The 15,895-nt window shown below is 64.1% G+C and carries 12 protein-coding genes; 5 read left to right on the forward strand and 7 right to left on the reverse strand.

The genetic code is table 11. The annotated features are described in order from the left end of the window. Window positions 1-48 precede the first annotated feature (48 nt). Complete coding sequence (locus A3AC_RS0122760; protein WP_025601659.1) at window positions 49-2,415, reverse strand: LPS-assembly protein LptD; 2,367 nt, start codon at window positions 2,413-2,415, stop codon at window positions 49-51. Window positions 2,416-2,636: 221 nt separating this feature from the next. On the opposite strand from A3AC_RS0122760, the gene A3AC_RS0122765 reads away from it, so the two are divergent. Together A3AC_RS0122765 and murU are read left to right on the forward strand one after the other, a co-directional pair. Continuing rightward, on the forward strand, window positions 2,637-3,749 hold the full coding sequence (locus A3AC_RS0122765; protein WP_025601661.1) for an aminoglycoside phosphotransferase family protein: 1,113 nt from the start codon (window positions 2,637-2,639) through the stop codon (window positions 3,747-3,749). A 9-nt stretch (window positions 3,750-3,758) separates the two neighbouring features. After that, window positions 3,759-4,466, forward strand: coding sequence for an N-acetylmuramate alpha-1-phosphate uridylyltransferase MurU (murU, locus tag A3AC_RS0122770; protein WP_025601662.1), 708 nt, complete (start codon window positions 3,759-3,761; stop codon window positions 4,464-4,466). A gap of 27 nt (window positions 4,467-4,493) precedes the next feature. Here the strand turns inward: murU and A3AC_RS0122775 are convergent, their stop codons facing one another. Next, complete coding sequence (locus A3AC_RS0122775) at window positions 4,494-6,404, reverse strand: ABCB family ABC transporter ATP-binding protein/permease (RefSeq protein ID WP_025601663.1); 1,911 nt, start codon at window positions 6,402-6,404, stop codon at window positions 4,494-4,496. A gap of 201 nt (window positions 6,405-6,605) precedes the next feature. Here A3AC_RS0122775 and A3AC_RS0122780 point away from each other — a divergent pair, with 201 nt between their 5' ends. After that, window positions 6,606-7,001, forward strand: coding sequence for an acyl-CoA thioesterase (locus tag A3AC_RS0122780; protein WP_013338031.1), 396 nt, complete (start codon window positions 6,606-6,608; stop codon window positions 6,999-7,001). A 61-nt stretch (window positions 7,002-7,062) separates the two neighbouring features. Here A3AC_RS0122780 and A3AC_RS0122785 read toward each other — a convergent pair whose 3' ends face one another. After that, window positions 7,063-7,983, reverse strand: a complete 921-nt coding sequence (locus A3AC_RS0122785) for a LysR substrate-binding domain-containing protein (RefSeq protein WP_025601665.1) — start codon at window positions 7,981-7,983, stop codon at window positions 7,063-7,065. A gap of 170 nt (window positions 7,984-8,153) precedes the next feature. Here A3AC_RS0122785 and A3AC_RS0122790 point away from each other — a divergent pair, with 170 nt between their 5' ends. Continuing rightward, the gene (locus A3AC_RS0122790) at window positions 8,154-8,768 is read left to right on the forward strand and encodes a glutathione S-transferase (protein WP_025601667.1); all 615 of its coding nucleotides are present in this window, start codon (window positions 8,154-8,156) and stop codon (window positions 8,766-8,768) included. Between the two features lie 72 nt (window positions 8,769-8,840). Here the strand turns inward: A3AC_RS0122790 and A3AC_RS0122795 are convergent, their stop codons facing one another. Both A3AC_RS0122795 and A3AC_RS0122800 read right to left on the reverse strand, forming a co-directional pair. Further along, entirely contained in the window at window positions 8,841-11,951 is a 3,111-nt protein-coding gene (locus A3AC_RS0122795) for a sensor domain-containing protein (RefSeq protein WP_025601669.1), read from the reverse strand. A gap of 338 nt (window positions 11,952-12,289) precedes the next feature. Beyond that, complete coding sequence (locus A3AC_RS0122800) at window positions 12,290-12,766, reverse strand: nitrate reductase associated protein (protein WP_025601670.1); 477 nt, start codon at window positions 12,764-12,766, stop codon at window positions 12,290-12,292. A 121-nt stretch (window positions 12,767-12,887) separates the two neighbouring features. Here A3AC_RS0122800 and fdhD point away from each other — a divergent pair, with 121 nt between their 5' ends. Beyond that, a complete protein-coding gene (gene fdhD, locus A3AC_RS0122805; RefSeq protein WP_025601672.1) occupies window positions 12,888-13,715 on the forward strand; it encodes a formate dehydrogenase accessory sulfurtransferase FdhD in 828 nt (275 codons plus the stop codon). 51 nt (window positions 13,716-13,766) lie between these two features. Here the strand turns inward: fdhD and A3AC_RS0122810 are convergent, their stop codons facing one another. Beyond that, the gene (locus A3AC_RS0122810; protein ID WP_025601673.1) at window positions 13,767-14,537 is read right to left on the reverse strand and encodes an enoyl-CoA hydratase; all 771 of its coding nucleotides are present in this window, start codon (window positions 14,535-14,537) and stop codon (window positions 13,767-13,769) included. Window positions 14,538-14,677: 140 nt separating this feature from the next. Next, window positions 14,678-15,877, reverse strand: a complete 1,200-nt coding sequence (locus A3AC_RS0122815; RefSeq protein ID WP_025601675.1) for an acetyl-CoA C-acyltransferase — start codon at window positions 15,875-15,877, stop codon at window positions 14,678-14,680. Window positions 15,878-15,895: the final 18 nt, after the last annotated feature.

Consider the following 15,895-nt stretch of genomic DNA (forward strand, 5'->3'; position numbering starts at 1 on the left):
GGCACGCCTGGCCCGTCTTTTCGCATTCGATGAACGACCGGGCGAGCGTCATTCGTAATTGATGAACCGCGATTCCGGCGGCGGCGGTGGCGGCAGCGGCGTATAGCCCGCCACGCTGCTGCGGAACGCGGCAATCAGCCCGTTGTCGACGCTCGACAGACCCTTGAACGTCAACTGCGCGAGAAAGCGCGTGCTCGACTGATGCTGACCCGACGTATTCAGCCCGTTTGCGTAGCGCTGAATGCCGGCGCCGAGCGTCCAGCAGTCGGCGTCGTACTGCAGACCGACGAGTCCGTCGACGATCCGATGCCCGCCGAGGTCGTAGTTGAACCGCCCAACCCCGAACACCCGATGCGTGAGCGGCCATTGCCCCGAAACCAGCACCTGGTTGATAGGCTGGTTGTCGAGCGTGGTGTTCGCGCGCGTGTAACGATACGCGACATTGAGCACCTTGCCGGTTGCCGGGCTGAACCCGAAACCCACGCTCGTCTTGACCAGCTGGTTGTTGTCCGCATTATATTGGAACGCAGTTTCCGACGCGAAACCGGCCCCGAGCTTCAGCGACGCGCCCACGATCAGGTCCGAATGCGTGGCCTGCGTGCTGGTCTGATTCGGCAGCAGCGTGACGCGCTGATCCTGGAAGTAGTACTGCTGCGCGATCACGAAGCGCGCGCGTTCGTCGCCCGTTGCCGGGTTGATGAAGCGCGTGGTGATAGCTGCGGTCAGCCGGTTGGCGTCCGCGATACGGTCGTTGCCGACGAACGTGTTCGGCGTGAAGATTTCCGCAAGCCCGAAATCGGATTCGGCCGTATCGAAGAGCGGCGCCGACGCCTGATTGCGATACGGCGTGTACACGTAGTACAGGCGCGGTTCCAGCGTCTGGATGTAATCCTCGCCGAAGAGCCGGACCGAGCGATCGAAAATCAGGCCGGTGTCGAAAGTCAGCGTCGGAATGGATTCCGTGAAATTCTTCGGCGTACCGACCGGCACGTCGCCGCTGATGTTGTTCAGGTTATACGACGCGAAGTGCCACTGCACCTTGGGCGTGACGAAATAGCCCGGCCCCACCACCGAGTACGAAATGTACGGGTTGAACATCACCCGCTGACCCTGGGTCATGTCCGCGGTGGTGATGCGGAAGTTCGTGTAGTCCGCTTCGGCGCCGAAGTCGAAGCCGCCCACGTTGTACTTCGCGTACTTCACGTTCAACTGCGGCTCGCGGCCATACGGCGCGACCGACGGCGTGAGCGTCTGCCAGTGCTGCTCGCGCGCGAGCACCGACCACGGACCGTTGTTGTAGGTCAACCCCGCTTCCTGCTGATACAGGAGCTGGGTGCCGTTCATGAACTGATTGGCCGACGACGACAGGTCTTCCGGATACGTGTTGTCCGAAACCTTGTTGTAGTAGATGTAGCCGCCGAACCCGTTGCCGAAGTTCTGGTTGTGCTGGATATACAGCGCGTAGCGGTTGGTCTTCGTCAGCCGGTCGTTCGGCAGGAATTCGCCGGTAATCGAGCCGGAATACGTGGGCGACAGATAGCGGAACGCGGTCTGCAACTGCACACCACGCTTGGAGATCAGACGCGGCGTGAGCGTCAGATCGCGATTCGGCGCGATGTTGAAGTAATACGGCACCGAAAGTTCGAAGCCGTTCGTCGAACTGAGCGAGAACGTGGGCGGCAAAATACCGCTGCGCCGCTCGCCCGACAGCGGAAACGACAGCCACGGCGACGCGAACACCGGCAGGCCCTGGAAGAACAGCACGCTGTTGTAGGCCACGCCTTCGTCGGCGCCTGTGTCGAAATCGAACTCGCTACCTTTGATGTACCACGCCGGATTGTCCGCGCACGCGCAGGCCGTGTATGTGCCCTTCGTGAACACCGAGCGCTCGTTGTCGAGCAGGTCGACGCGCTCCGCGCTGCCCGAGCCGCCCGTCACGTTGAAGTGATACTTGGGCGCCGTCATGAAGCCTTCGCTCGAATCCACGCGCATATGCGCTTCCGGTCCGGCGAAGGTCGTGCCGTTGTTGTTCAGGCGGACCTGGCCGTATGCGTCGGCCATGTCCGTGTCCTGATCGTAATGCAGCGCGTCGGCCTTGATGACGACCGTACTGCGACGCACTTCCGCTGCGCCCTTGACGGCCATGTCCTGGTCCGTCGTGCCGTTGGTTGAATCGCCGAGCACGAAGGTGGCCGGCTTCTGCCCGGCCTGCAGCACATGGTCTTCGAGTTGCGGAGCGAGCCGCATGCCCCACGGTGGGTCGATTGGCTGCGGCTGTGCTGCCTCGCCGACCAGTTGGGCGTGAGCGAGCGCGGGCACGAGGCCCGGAACGGCGATCAACGCCGCGACGAGCCGCCTTTTGCGCGGCATCGCGGCACAAGAGGGATTCGTTTGGGAAAGCTGTCTAGGCGGCATGTATCATTTGGCGAATCGGCCCGTCCGTCAGCTTCTGCAGTCACGATCCACCGCCTGCACACCACGACCGTGACAGTCGGCTGCACATCAATATTTACAATCTCCGAACGGTGAGGCGGGCGGTAAAGCGGAATACGCGAAAGCTGGCGTGAGTCGCGTCAAAAAAGTCGTGGGGTATTATATGGCAAGACGTTGCCCCTCTGAATTTGCCGCCGGTTTTCATGACGCTGCCCCCTTCCCAAGACTTCACACAACATTCCGGCGACAGCCGCCTCGAACTGCTCAAGGCCTGGCTGCAAGGCCATGCGGCCCACTATGCGCTCGATCTCAGCACACTCGCGCCGGCTTCGTCCGACGCCAGCTTTCGCCGCTATTTCCGGCTCGCCGGTAAGGCGGCGGAAGGCGAAAACACGGGCACACTGATCGCCGTCGACGCCCCGCCGCCCGAAAAATGCCGCGAGTTCACGCAGGTCGCGCAGTTACTCGACGCTGCCGGCGTGCATGTGCCGCGCATTCTGGAAGTGGATGTCGACGCGGGCCTGATGCTCGTCACGGACCTCGGCACCGCGTCGTACCTCGGCGCGCTGAGCGCCGCGCAACAGGACAACGACCCGCGCCGCGCGCGCACGCTGATGCGCGACGCGCTCGACGCGCTGCTCCGCTGGCAGCTTGCCTCACGTGAAGACGTGCTGCCGCCGTTTGACGAAGCATTCCTGCGCCGCGAGATGGAGTTGATGCCCGAGTGGTTTATCGGCAGGCACCTTGGGCGCGAAGTCGACGACAACACGCGCGGCGTGCTCGACCGCACGTTCGCGCTGCTGATTGCAAGCGCGCGGGCGCAGCCGCAAGTGTTCATGCTGCGCGATTTCATGCCGCGCAATCTGATGGTCTGCGCCGACCCGAACGCGGCGAGCGACGCAAGCCACAAGGCCAACCCGGGCGTGCTCGACTTCCAGGACGCGGTGTACGGCCCGATCACTTACGATGTCGCGTCGCTGCTGCGCGACGCCTTCCTCAGTTGGGACGAGGAGTTCGAGCTCGACTGCTTCGTGTACTACTGGGAGCGCGCGAAAAAGGCCGGCCTGCCCGTCGACCCCGACTTCGGCGAGTTCTACCGTCAGATCGAATGGATGGGTCTGCAGCGGCACATCAAGGTGCTCGGTCTTTTCTGCCGCATCAACTATCGCGACAGCAAGCCGCATTACATGAACGACTTGCCGCGCTTCATCGGCTATGCGCGCAAGGTGGCCGAACGCTATGCGCCGCTGCGTCCGTTCGCCAGGCTGCTCGACGATCTGGAAGGCCGTGCGAACGAAGTCGGCTACACGTTCTGAATAACCACAATGTCCCTGAAAAAAGCGATGATTTTCGCCGCGGGCCGCGGCGAGCGCATGCGTCCGCTGACCGACACGTGTCCGAAGCCCTTGCTCGAAGTCGGCGGCAAGCCGCTCGTCGTCTGGCAGGTCGAACGGCTCGCGCGCGCTGGCTTTCGGACCATCGTGATCAATCACGCATGGCTCGGCGAGCAGATCGAAGCCGCGCTCGGCGACGGTTCGCGCTGGCACGTCGAGTTGCGCTATTCGCCCGAGCATGAAGCGCTGGAAACCGCGGGCGGCATCGTGCAAGCGCTGCCGCTGCTGGAAGATCACGGCGCGAGCGAGGTGTTCGTCGCAGTGAGCGGCGACGTGTACGCAGATTTCGATTACAGCGCATTGAACGCGCGCGCCGCCGCATTGAAGGCTTTGCCGGAACCCGGCATGCACCTCGTGATGGTGCCGAATCCGCCGTTTCATCCGGAAGGTGACTTTGCGCTCACGGACAGTGTTCTCTCGCTCGACGCCGGGCCGCGCTTCACGTTCGGCAATATCGGGCTCTACGACACGCGCATGTTCCGCGACCTGCCGCGCGGCACACGGCGCGCGCTCAGGCCGTACTACCGCGAAACAATCGCACGCGGCCTCGCGACCGGCGAGCTATACGAGGGCTTGTGGGAAAACGTCGGTACGCCCGCGCAGCTCGAGCAACTCGATCGGCGTTTGCGCGCGCGCTGAGCGCCGCAATCTGTCGATACGGCGCGTTCAGCGCGCCGACAGGTCCGCGTTGTCAGGCACCGCTGCAGCGCCGGCATTCTCCGCAGCTTCTGAAGCCTCGGCCGCGCGTTGCTGCTGCAGCGCCCACATCTGCGCGAACAGGCCATTCGCGCGCAACAGCTCGGCGTGCGTGCCGCGTTCCACGATGCGCCCCTTGTCCATCACGATGATCTGCTGAGCGTGCACGACAGTGGAAAGCCGGTGCGCGATGATAAGCGTCGTGCGTTCGCGCGCGATCTGATCGAGTTCGTGCTGGATGGCGCGCTCCGAACGCGAATCGAGCGCCGAGGTGGCCTCGTCGAACAGCAGAATGGGCGGATTCTTCAGGATGGTCCGCGCAATCGCGACGCGCTGCTTTTCGCCGCCAGATAGCTTAAGGCCCCGCTCGCCGACCGGCGTGTCGTAGCCCTTCGGCAGTCCTTCGATGAACTCGTGAATATGCGCGGCGCGCGCCGCCGCTATCACTTCGTCGCGCGTCGCCGAAGGCCTTCCATAGGCGATGTTGTAGTAGATCGAATCGTTGAACAGCACCGTGTCCTGCGGCACGATTCCAATCGACGCGCGCAGCGAGGCCTGCGCGACGTTGCGAATATCCTGACCGTCGATGGTAATCGCGCCGCCGGTCGCGCGATCCAGATCGTAGAAGCGGAACATCAACCGCGCGAGCGTCGACTTGCCCGAGCCGCTGTGCCCGACCACCGCAGTCGTGGTGCCGGCCGGAATGGTAAAACTCACGTCGTGGAGAATCTGCCGTGCCGGCTCATATGAGAAGTTCACGTGTTCGAAGCGAACTTGCGCACCGCTCACCTGCAACGCGGGCGCGTCCGGCACGTCGGGCACTTCCTGCGCGGCGCCGAGAAGTGTGAACATGCGGTCCATGTCGGTGAGGCTTTGCTTCAGCTCGCGATACACGACGCCGAGGAAATTCAGCGGAATATAAAGCTGCAACATGAATGTGTTGATCAGCACGAGATCGCCGAGCGTGAGGCGCCCGGCCATCACGCCTTCGGTTGCGCGCCACAGAATGAACACGAGCCCCGTGCCGATAATCGCCTGCTGCCCGAAGTTCAGCGCCGACAGAGAGCGCTGCGACTTGATCGCCGCCGTGCGATAGCGCTTCAGGTTTTCGTCGTAGCGGCTCGCTTCCCACTCCTCATTGCCGAAGTACTTGACGGTCTCGTAGTTGAGCAGCGAGTCGATTGCGCGTGAGTTCGCCTTCGAGTCGAGATCGTTCATCGTGCGGCGAAAATGCGTGCGCCACTCGGTCACCTTCACCGTGAACACGATGTACACGGCCAGCGCCACAAACGTGACCACCGCGTAATACGCCTCGTATTTGACGACGAAAAAGCCCAGCACGAGGCCGACTTCCACAAGCGTCGGCAGAATGCTGTACAGCGAATAAGAAATGAGCTGGGTGATGCCGCGCGTGCCGCGTTCGATGTCGCGCGACATGCCGCCCGTTTGCCGCTCAAGATGAAAACGCAACGACAGGCCATGCAGATGCCGGAACACCTTGAGCGCGAGTTGGCGCACGGCGCTCTCGGTGACTTTGGAAAAAAGCATCTCGCGCAACTCGGTGAAGAGCGACGTGGAGAGCCGCACCACCGCATACGCGACCACCAGCAGCCCGACGCCACCGAGCAAAACGATCCCGGGCGAATCGTGCGCGCGGCCGAGCGCAGTGAGATGCTGCACAGACGCGAGGCTGTCGACGATCCGCTTCATCACGATCGGCACGCCCAGGTTGGCGACCTTGGCGCCGATCAGGCAGCTCAACGCGAACACGACGCGCCATTTGTACGTGGCGAGATACGGCAGCAGCGACAGGATCGTCTGCCAGTCGTTGCGCGGCTGGGTGGAAATTGGCGAAGGTTCGGACGGAAGCGAGCGGCGCATGGGTTCGGCTGGGGAGGAGGTGGAAATGCCGGAGTTCGCAGCGGCCGCCGAGCGCAGCGCGCGCGTGGGCGCACTTGCCCGCACACGGCTGGTCGCGCAACCTCGCTGGGCGCTTTCCCGTACAATTCCTGATCTTTGTATTGTCGCAGAAGCCGGCTGGCGCCGCTTTCGCCAGCTATCCAGCATTTCCAGGGTACCCCGATGACCGACCTTCTCCAACTCCCGCAAAAGCCTTGCGCGCTGCGCGTCATGCCGCAACCGGCGGACGCCAATATTCACGGCGACGTGTTCGGCGGCTGGATCATGGCGCAAGTGGACATTGCCGGCTCGATTCCGGCAAGCCGCCGCGCGAATGGACGAGTCGCGACCATCGCGGTTAATTCGTTCCTGTTCAAGCAGCCGGTATTCGTCGGCGATCTGCTGAGTTTTTATGCGGACATCGTGAAGACGGGCAATACGTCCATCACCGTTTCCGTCGAGGTCTACGCGCAACGCATGAGCCTCGCGCAAGACATCGTGAAGGTGACCGAGGCCACGCTGACCTACGTCGCCACCGACAGCGACCGCCGCCCGCGCGCGCTGCCCGCGCTAGATTGAGTAGCGCCGACGGGCAACGCAGACCGCCAACGCCGACTGCGCCGCGCGCCTCATCGCGGCACTATTGATCCGCCGGCGCCGCGTTACCTCGCAAATACGCGTCGACCTGCCCTTCGATCCACTGCGCGAAATGCGCCTGCTGCGCGGTGAGCGTTTCGCGCTGCTGCCACACGAGCCAGTACGGATAGCGATAAGGCACGCGAACCGGCGTGATCTGCACCAGTTCGCCGCGAGCGAGCGCATGCGCCACCAGGCTGCGCCGCTCGAGCGCAACGCCCTGGCCGAGCAACACCGCGCCGATCACCACGTTAGAGTCGTTCGCGGACAACACCACGCGCGCGGCAGCCGGTTGCGCCACTCGAGCCGCGACACACCAGTCCGCCCACGGCGCGTCGGGACTCGAAATCAGCGGACACGCAATCACCTCTTCGGCCGTCGCCGGAAAGCGGCCATTTGGCGCGAGCGCGAAATGCGGCGCGGCGACCACGATCATTTCATCGTCGAATAGTTTTTGCTGGGCGACGTCGGGCCAATGGCCCTGCCCCATGCGAATGCCGATATCGCTCGCGCCGTGGCGCAAGTCTTCGAGCTGCAAACTCGTGACAAGACGAACCCGGTAATACGGATGCGCATCGCGAAAGCCCGGCAAACGCGGCACGAGCCAATGCTGCGCGAACGACGGCAAGGTCGCGATCACCAGTTCGCTGTCGTGCGGACGCGCGAGCACGCGGCGCGTGGCCTGCGTGATGTCGCGCAGCGCCGTGCGAATCTCGAGCGCGTAGAGGCGTCCTTCTTCGGTCGGACGCAGACCGCGCGCCTCGCGCACGAAGAGCGCCACGCCCAGCGCCTCTTCGAGCGCCCTGATCTGCTGGCTCACCGCCGAATGGGTGACGTGCAGTTCGCGGGCGGCCTGCGTCACGCCGCCAAGGCGCGCGACGGCCTCGAAGCAGCGCAGAGCGGTCACGGGCGGAATGGGTTTCATGTAAGAGATTCTGACGTAAACCGTCGATTATTTTCGCTTTTTCTGGCGCGCGGAGACGCTTAATCTATTGCGTTGAGGTGTGCTGCGCCTCACCGTATTGCATCGACAACACGCCATAGAAGCGGCGGCAAGTGTCGGCGCATCATGAAAGAACCTCTAACGGAAAAGACATGAAACTGATCGGAATGCTCGACTCGCCTTACGTGCGCCGGGTGGCTATCTGCATGAAGATGCTCAATCTGGACTTCGAACACGCGCCGATTTCGGTGTTCAGCACCTACGACCAGTTCGCGGCCATCAACCCGGTCGTGAAGGCGCCGACGCTCGTCGCTGACAATGGCAAGACGGTGATGGACTCGACGGTGATATTGCAGTACCTCGCGTCGCTTGCGGGCCCCGAGCAGCGGCTATTTCCATCGCGTCCCGACGACTGCCTGCGCGCCGCCCGCCTGACCGGGCTCGCGCTCGCCGCGTGCGACAAGACCGTGCAGATCGTCTACGAACGCAATCTGCGGCCTCTCGACAAGCAGCATGAACCGTGGATGGACCGTGTGCGCGGGCAAGTGCTCGCCGCGTATGCCGAGCTCGAACGGGAAGCGGCGGCGGCGCCGTTGCCGACCCGCATCGAGCAGTTTGGCGCGGCCGAGGTCACGCTCGCGGTCGCCTGGAATTTCACGCAGATGATGCTGCCGCAGATTGTCAGCGCGAACGCGCATCCGCATTTGCAGGCGTTTTCGGCGGCGGCGGAACAGTTGCCGGTTTTCGTGAGCACGCCGGCGGTGTGAGGCAGCGCAGCGGCACGCGGCCACGCACCAGCAACGCGCGGCCTCGTCATCGCCGCGCCGTCTGCCGCGGCTTTACACCATCGCCGGTTCGCGCGCCGTGCCGCCCTTCATCAGTTCAGAAATGGCGTCCGTCGACAAAGGCTTCGCGAAGTAGAAGCCTTGCATCTCGTCACAGGCGCGCTCCTTCAGAAAGTCCAGCTGCGCCGAAGTCTCCACGCCTTCCGCAATCACCTGCAGCTTCAGCGAATGCGCGAGCGCGATGATCGCCGAGGTAATGGTCTCGTCGTCGCCTGAAATGCCGATGTCGGACACGAACGAGCGGTCGATCTTCAGCCGGTCCACCGGAAAACGTTTCAGATAGCTGAGGCTCGAATAGCCGGTGCCGAAGTCGTCGATCGCAAGGCCGATGCCGAGCGCACTCAGTTCGTTGAGCATGGACACGGCTTCTTCCGCGTTGCGCATGATCGCGCTTTCGGTCAGCTCCAGTTCCAGGTACTGCGGCTCGAGCCCGGTTTCGTCGAGCACCTGCATCACGAGCTTGGCGATATCGCGCTGCTGGAACACGCGCGCCGACAGATTCACGGAGACGCGCGCCGGCGGCAAGCCCAGGTCTTGCCACTCCTTGTTCTGACGACACGCTTCGCGCAGCACCCATTCGGACAGCGGACCGATCAGCCCGCTCTCCTCGGCCACCGGGATGAACGACGACGGCGGCACGAGCCCGACTTCGGGATCGCGCCAGCGCACCAGCGCCTCGGTGCCGACAATCTGTCCCGTGTGAATATCCACTTGCGGCTGATAGTGCAGCAGGAACTGATTGTCGCGCAGCGCGCGCCGCAAACGCCGCTCGAGATTCAGTCGCGCGCCCGCGCTCGCGTTCATCTCCGGCTGATAGAACTGGAACGTGTTGCGGCCCATGTCCTTCGCGCGATACATCGCGAGGTCGGCCTTTTTCATCAGCGTTTCTGCGTCGTCGCCGTCTTGCGGGAAAAGGCTCGCGCCCATGCTGCAGCCGACGTACAGCTCAGTGCCGTCGAGCCACACCGGCTCTGAAATCGACGTGCGCACGCGCTCCATCCACGCAATCAGCGATTGTTCGTCGACCGTATCGGTCATCACGATCACAAACTCGTCGCCACCGTGGCGCGCGACCGTATCGCTGGTTCGCGTGCAGCGCGCGAGCCGCTCCGCCACGACACCGAGCAACCGGTCGCCGACGCTGTGGCCCAAGCTGTCGTTCACGTTCTTGAAACCGTCGAGGTCCATGAACACCACGGCGACCCCCTTGTGCTGCCGCTGCGCGACGATCAGCGCGTGCTGCAGACGGTCGCGCAGCAGGTTGCGGTTGGGCAGGCGCGTGAGGCTGTCATAGTTCGCCTGATATTCGAGCTGCTCCTGATAGCGCATCAGGTCGGTCACGTCGTTGATCACGCCGATGTGATGCGTGATCACGCCCTCCGCATTCGGCACCGGCGCAATGAAGAGCTGATTCCAGAACAGCGCACCGTCCTTGCGATAGTTGCGCACCACCGCGCTCACTTCGCGATTGGCGGCGAGCGCCTCGCGAATCAGCGCGACGCCTTCCTGCTCGCGATCGTCGCGTTGCAGCACGCGGCAATCGTGGCCGATCACTTCGGCGGGATCGTAGCCTGTGATGCGCATGAAGGCCGGATTCACATATTCGATCAGATTGCCCGCCGGCGAAGGCGCAGTGATCAGAATCGCGTTGACGCTCGCATCGAGCGCGCGGCTTTGCAGGCGCAGCGCGAGATCCGCACGCTTGCGTTCAGTGATGTCGGTGTAAGAGCCGAGCACGCCGATCACGCGGCCGTCGCCGTCGGTGAACGGCAGTTTGCTAGTAACCGTCGTGCGGTGCACGCCGTCGATCACCACGTCAACTTCGAAATTCATCTTCGGTACGCCGGTGTCGACCACTTCCTTGTCGTGCGCGTTGAGCAACTCGGCGAACGCGCGCCACGGCATGTCCGCGTCGCTCTTGCCGACCACCTGCTCGGGATACGACAGCCCCGCGTCGCGCGCGAACGCCATGTTGCAGCCGAGATAGCGCGACTCCAGGTCCTTCCAGAAAATACGCTGCGGGATGTTGTCGATCACCGCTTCGAGCATCTGATTGGAGCGCTGCGCCTCGGCTTCGGCATTGATCTGCTCGGTGACGTCGTCGGCGAGAACAAAAAACGCCGCGCGGCCCATGAAGTTCAGCGCGTGATACGAAATGTCCGCGCTGATCACGGAGCCGTCCTTGCGCCGGTGATGCCAGATGCCCGCCATCGTGCGGCCACGCTGCCCGCTATCGGTGCGCAGCAGATGCGACTCGAGCCGCCCGATCTCGTCGTTTGGCCGGATGTCGCGAATCGTCATGTCGAGAAACTCGCTCTCCGAATAGCCGTACTGCTGGATCGCAGCCGAATTGACGGCGAGAAAGCGCAGCGTTTCGCGATCGAAGATATACATCGGCACGGGATGATCGTCGAACAGGCTGCGAAAGCGCTCGTCATTACGGCCCAGCGCACGCACGCTGTGCAGCTTCTTGCGCGCGCTGCTCTCGCGTGCCCCGAAGGTGAAGATCAGAAGCGCGCTGCCAGCGAGCATGGTCAAGATCAGCAGCAGGGTCACGCGCCGCCGCTCCTTCGACGACGCGGCAAGCGACAGATCCAGCGCGCGGTTCTCAGCGGCCCGGAGGGCGTCGAGGCCCGCCTCGACGCGTTGCAACCGGAGCCCCACATGCATGTAGGACGCGGCACCCCGCTCGCGCGAGGCAGCCGGGTCCTGTGCGTCGCGCGCGAGCAGCGCATCGTCGATGTCGCGTTGCAGAGCGTCGCGGTCAGCGGCGACCTGCGCCAGCGTGGCGAGCATGGCCGGCTCGGCGGCCAGTTGGCCGCGCAACACGCTTTCCAGACTGGCGAGCGTCGTGCTCATCGTCGTGGCGGCGTCGATGGGTGCCGCTTTGCCGGAAGCCTCGAAGCGGGCGAGCGCAGCGGTGCCGCCGTCCAGCGCCGACTGATAGGCGTCGAGGCTCTGGCGAACGCGCGTCGAATGCAGCATGCGCGCGTCGGCCTCGTGCTGGCCGGCGATCTGCAAGCACGCAACGAACGCGTTTGCGCCAAGCGCGACAGCCACGACCGCTATGTTGATCAGCAGCCGCTTCGAGATGAAAGGAGTCATGGGTTCCGAACGTCGATCGTTCTTCGGGCGGGAGCGCGAGGCCGCATGCGATTCGTCCGGCCGCATCGATGCAAGTCTTTTACGCGCCAACCCATGGATAACGGCAGCGTTCGGGATGGGTTTAGGGTGGGGAGAGGAAAAATTGTGGGGCGGGCGCGAGAGGCCGGGCGTGCGCCGGCGAAGCAGGCCGTTCGTCTGCCTGGCTGGGGCGGCGGGCTGGCCGCGCCTAGCCGGCCGCAGTTAGCCGGCCGCAGTTTGCCGGCCGCACTTAGCCGGCCGCTCCTGGCCGGCCGCGCCTAGCCAGCCGCACCTGGCCGGCCGCACCTAGCCGGCCGCGCCTAGCCGGCCGCGCCAAATTCCTTCATCGCGGGGATGAAGTCGTGGTTGATCTCCTGCTTGCGCGACAGCTTGGTGAGCACGTACCGCTGGAACGGGTCGAGCTCCGCCCAGCGCGCGGCGCTCGGTGCCGCGAGGCCAGCCGCCTTGGCCTGACGCCCGACGCTCTCGGGCACGCTGTCCGTGTTGCGCCACGCAGGCGCTTCGTCCGGCGTGAACCACTCCGGCTCGACATTCGCGTGAGTGCGCAGCATCTCGAACAGCGCGTGATCGAAGTTGGGCTCGATCTCCGCGTCTTCGTCAACCGGAAAGCGCGCGAGGAGCTTGCGGTCTTCGAGCGGCAGCATCTGCCACTGCGCAAGCGAAATGCGCAGCCCGAAACGATCCAGATTGAAGCGAACCGACATCGGGATATAGGTGAAATTCTCCGACGACTCCACCTCGAAGTTAAACAGCAGCGGTGCTTCGTTCAGTCCCATGACAGTGTCCTCTTGAATGATGGGCAAACGCACAAGCCCGGCTTGAGGTATTTTAGAAGCTTATTCGTGCGTCGGCGGCGCGGCAAGCCGCACGCGGGCGGCATCAATGGAGTGAATCAGCTTGGACGAACTGCAAACAGGCCAACCCGGCGCGGTGGAGCGCGAGGTGCGCCGCCATCGCGGTGCGGCGGTGGAAACGGTCACCGACCACATCGGTCAGGAGTGGCCGGTCGCGCTCGTTTTCAACGGCATTTCGCATGCCGTGATGATGTGTACGCCGTGCGATCTGGAAGCGTTCGCGGTGGGCTTCGCGATTTCGGAAGGGATCGTGGAGCGCGGCAGCGACATTCAGGACATCGAGGTCGAGTTGCATGACAACGGCGAATTGCCGCACGCCGAAGTGCACTTGCAGGTCGTGCAGCAGGCGTTCGTCGCGCTGAAGGAGAAGCGCCGCGCGCTGGCCGGCCGCACCGGCTGTGGCGTGTGCGGCATCGAAAGCATCGATCTGCTCGATCTGAAGCCCGAACGCGTGCCCGACACCGGCTTTTTGCAGCGGCTCGCGCCCGACGCGATCGCGCGCGCGGCCCGCGAATTGCCCGCGCATCAGGCCTTGACCCGCCTGACAGGCGGCCTGCACGCCGCCGCGTGGTGCGATGCGGCGGGCGCGATCCGCTACGCGTTCGAAGACGTCGGCCGCCACAATGCGCTCGACAAACTGATCGGCCAGCTCGTGCTCGATCGAGTGGATACCAAGGAAGGCTTCGTGTTCCTGTCGAGCCGCGCGAGCTACGAACTGGTGCGCAAAGCCGCGCGCGTCGACGTGCCGATGGTCGCGACGATCTCGGCGCCGTCTTCGCTGGCGATTGCCATTGCCCGCAAAGCCGGCGTGCGGCTTGTCAGCTTCTGCCGCGAAACCAGCTACGTCGATTACGACACCGCGCAGCCTTGAACGGCGCCCGCGCCTACAGTCCGGCCGCTTTGCGACGAGCCGCAGCTTCGCTCAGTCGAATTGCCGGAAGTCCGGCTTGCGCTTTTCGAAGAACGCTTTGAACGCCTCGCGCGCTTCAGGCGCAACCAGCATCTTGCCGAAGTGGACCGCTTCCTCCGACATCTGCGTTTGCAGTTCCTGATGGCTTGCGCGCTTCATCAGGCTCTTGGTCACGCGTAATGACGACGCCGGCAGTGCGGCGAGCTTCGCGGCTTGCGATGCCGCGAACGCGTCGACTTCCGCAGCCGGCAGCACGCGGTTCACGAAGCCCATGCGTTGCGCTTCGGCGGCGTCGAACGCCTCGCCGAGCAGCAGCTTTTCGGCCGCGGCCTGATAGCCGGCGACGCGTTGCAAGAGCAGACTCGACGCCGCTTCCGGACACAGCCCGAGTTGCGCGAACGGCAGCGAGAAGCTCGCGGAATCGGCGGCATAGACGAGATCGCAATGCAGCAGCAGCGTCGTGCCGATGCCGACCGCCGGGCCCGCCACCGACGCCACCACCGGCTTTTCCGCCGAACTGAGCGCGCGCAGGAACTGGAATACCGGCGCGTTTTCGCCCATCGGCGGCGTCTTCATGAAGTCTTCAAGATCGTTGCCGGCGCTGAAAATGTTCGCGCTGCCGCGAATCAGAATCGCGCGCACGGACGCGTCGCCTTGCGCCTCGACCAGCGTGTCGGCCATGGTCTGATACATCGCGGCCGTGATCGCGTTTTTCTTGTCCGGCCGGTTAAAGGCAAGGGTCAGCACACCGTTCGCCCGCTCGACCAGAATATCCGTCGTCATTTCCGTCTCCTTGAATTGCTGCTCGAAACTGCTGCTGCAAAATGCGAAAACGGTTCGCAAGCGTCGAGCCTGCGAACCGTCCCTGGCGCATCATATTGTTGACGCCGCGCGGCGCGCCGCCAACGCCGGAGCGAGCCGTGTCACAGCCGCTCGATGATGCCCGCCGCGCCCATCCCGGTGCCCACGCACATCGTCACCATGCCGTACTTGTAGTTGCGGCGGCGCAGGCCGTGCACGACCGTGGACGCGCGAATCGCGCCCGTCGCGCCAAGCGGGTGACCCAGCGCGATGGCGCCGCCGAGCGGGTTGATCTTCGACGGATCGAGGCCGAGATCCTGGATCACCGCGAGCGATTGCGCGGCGAACGCTTCGTTCAACTCGATCCAGTCGATGTCGTCCTGCTTGAGGCCCGCGGCCTTCAGCGCGGCCGGAATCGCTTCCTTCGGCCCGATGCCCATGATTTCCGGCGGCACGCCGCGCACCGCGAAGCTCACGAAGCGCGCGAGCGGGGTCAGGTTGAACTGCTTCAGCATCTTTTCCGACACGACGATCAGCGCGCCCGCGCCGTCCGACGTCTGCGAGCTGTTGCCGGCCGTCACCGAACCTTTGTTGGCGAACACCGTGCGCAGTTTCGCGAGACCCTCGAGCGACGTGTCAGCACGCGGGCCTTCGTCGAGCGAAACTTCGCGCGTTTTGACGCGCACTTCGCCAGTGGCCAGATCCGGAAAACGCTCGGTGACGGTGTATGCAGCGATTTCGTCGTTGAACTCGCCCGCTTGCTGTGCGGCGATGGCGCGGCGATGCGACTCGACCGAGAACGCGTCTTGCGCTTCGCGGCTGATCTTCCAGCGCTCCGCGACTTTTTCGGCGGTCAGACCCATGCCGTATGCAATGCCGATGTCTTCATTGCGGTCGAAGATATGCGGCGACAGCGACGGCTTGTTGCCCATCATCGGCACCATGCTCATGGACTCGCAGCCGCCCGCGATCAGCGCGTCCGATTCACCGACGCGGATGCGGTCCGCGGCCATTGCGAGCGCGGTCAGGCCCGACGCGCAGAAACGGTTCACCGTGACGCCGCCCACCGATTGCGGCAGGCCGGCCAGCAGCGCGCCCATACGCGCGACGTTCAGGCCCTGCTCCGCCTCCGGAATCGCGCAACCGACGATCGCGTCTTCAATCACCTTGGTGTCGAGGCCGGGCACCTGCGCCACAGCCGACCGGATTGCATGGACCAGCAGTTCGTCGGGACGCGTGTTCTTGAACACGCCGCGCGGCGCCTTGCCGATAGGCGTACGGCTCGCGGCGACGATGTAGGCGTCTTGCAATTGCTTGCTCATTTGTTTCTCCAGAATTTC

It is taken from the genome of Burkholderia sp. WSM2230 (assembly GCF_000472445.1).
Lineage (GTDB): Bacteria > Pseudomonadota > Gammaproteobacteria > Burkholderiales > Burkholderiaceae > Paraburkholderia.

What these genes read in the sequence shown, in the direction of transcription:
- A3AC_RS0122780 (WP_013338031.1), top strand. Translation starts at nt 6,606, where the DNA reads ATGACCGACCTTCTCCAACTCCCGCAAAAGCCTTGCGCGCTGCGCGTC.
- A3AC_RS0122790 (WP_025601667.1), top strand. Translation starts at nt 8,154, where the DNA reads ATGAAACTGATCGGAATGCTCGACTCGCCTTACGTGCGCCGGGTGGCT.
- A3AC_RS0122760 (WP_025601659.1), bottom strand. Translation starts at nt 2,415, where the DNA reads ATGCCGCCTAGACAGCTTTCCCAAACGAATCCCTCTTGTGCCGCGATG.
- A3AC_RS0122775 (WP_025601663.1), bottom strand. Translation starts at nt 6,404, where the DNA reads ATGCGCCGCTCGCTTCCGTCCGAACCTTCGCCAATTTCCACCCAGCCG.
- A3AC_RS0122765 (WP_025601661.1), top strand. Translation starts at nt 2,637, where the DNA reads ATGACGCTGCCCCCTTCCCAAGACTTCACACAACATTCCGGCGACAGC.
- A3AC_RS0122815 (WP_025601675.1), bottom strand. Translation starts at nt 15,877, where the DNA reads ATGAGCAAGCAATTGCAAGACGCCTACATCGTCGCCGCGAGCCGTACG.
- A3AC_RS0122800 (WP_025601670.1), bottom strand. Translation starts at nt 12,766, where the DNA reads ATGGGACTGAACGAAGCACCGCTGCTGTTTAACTTCGAGGTGGAGTCG.
- murU (WP_025601662.1), top strand. Translation starts at nt 3,759, where the DNA reads ATGTCCCTGAAAAAAGCGATGATTTTCGCCGCGGGCCGCGGCGAGCGC.
- A3AC_RS0122810 (WP_025601673.1), bottom strand. Translation starts at nt 14,537, where the DNA reads ATGACGACGGATATTCTGGTCGAGCGGGCGAACGGTGTGCTGACCCTT.
- A3AC_RS0122785 (WP_025601665.1), bottom strand. Translation starts at nt 7,983, where the DNA reads ATGAAACCCATTCCGCCCGTGACCGCTCTGCGCTGCTTCGAGGCCGTC.
- A3AC_RS0122795 (WP_025601669.1), bottom strand. Translation starts at nt 11,951, where the DNA reads ATGACTCCTTTCATCTCGAAGCGGCTGCTGATCAACATAGCGGTCGTG.